The organism is Azospirillum sp. TSO5 (assembly GCF_003116065.1).
Taxonomy (GTDB): Bacteria; Pseudomonadota; Alphaproteobacteria; order Azospirillales; family Azospirillaceae; genus Azospirillum.
In genome coordinates, this window is sequence record NZ_LGQY01000189.1 from 1 (window position 1) to 1,175 (window position 1,175).

Sequence of the window (1,175 nt, forward strand, 5' to 3'; positions counted from 1 at the left end):
CATCACTCGACGATCTTGGCAACGACGCCGGCGCCGACGGTGCGGCCGCCTTCGCGGATGGCGAAGCGCAGGCCTTCGTCCATGGCGATCGGGGCGATCAGAGCCACGTCCATGGCGACGTTGTCGCCCGGCATCACCATCTCGACGCCTTCCGGCAGCGAGACCATGCCCGTCACGTCCGTCGTACGGAAGTAGAACTGCGGACGGTAGTTGGTGAAGAACGGGGTGTGACGGCCGCCCTCTTCCTTCGTCAGGATGTAGGCTTCGGCCTTGAACTTGGTGTGCGGGGTGATCGAACCCGGCTTGGCCAGAACCTGGCCGCGCTCGACGTCCTCACGCTTGGTGCCGCGCAGCAGCGCGCCGATGTTGTCGCCAGCCTCACCCGAGTCGAGCAGCTTGCGGAACATCTCGACGCCGGTCACGGTGGTCTTCACCGTCGCCTTCAGGCCGACGATCTCGACTTCGTCACCGACCTTCACGATGCCACGCTCGACACGGCCGGTCACCACGGTGCCGCGGCCCGAAATCGAGAACACGTCTTCGATCGGCATCAGGAACGGACGGTCCTTCGGACGCTCCGGCTGCGGGATGTACTCGTCCACCGTCTTCATCAGAGCCAGAACGGCGTCACGGCCGATCTCCGGCTGACGGTCTTCCAGGGCGCACAGAGCCGAACCCTTGGTGATCGGAATGTCGTCGCCCGGGAACTGGTAGGAGGACAGCAGCTCGCGAACTTCCAGCTCGACCAGTTCCAGCAGCTCCGGATCGTCGACCATGTCGACCTTGTTCAGGAACACGACCAGCGCCGGAACGCCAACCTGGCGGGCCAGCAGGATGTGCTCGCGGGTCTGCGGCATCGGGCCGTCAGCGGCCGACACGACCAGGATCGCACCGTCCATCTGGGCGGCGCCCGTGATCATGTTCTTCACGTAGTCGGCGTGGCCCGGGCAGTCGACGTGCGCGTAGTGGCGGTTCTGCGTCTCGTACTCGACGTGGGCCGTCGAGATCGTGATGCCGCGCGCCTTCTCTTCCGGCGCCTTGTCGATCTGGTCGTAAGCGGTGAAGGTGGCGCCGCCGGACTCCGCCAGCACCTTCGTGATCGCCGCCGTCAGCGACGTCTTGCCGTGGTCGACGTGGCCGATCGTGCCAACGTTGCAGTGCGGCTTGTTCCGCTC

The 1,175-nt window shown here is 65.7% G+C and carries 1 protein-coding gene; it reads right to left on the reverse strand.

Translation table 11 applies throughout. The features are described 5' to 3' along the window. Window positions 1–2 precede the first annotated feature (2 nt). On the reverse strand, window positions 3–1,175 hold a 1,173-nt coding region (tuf, locus tag TSO5_RS31880; RefSeq protein WP_109155366.1), incomplete at its 5' end, for an elongation factor Tu.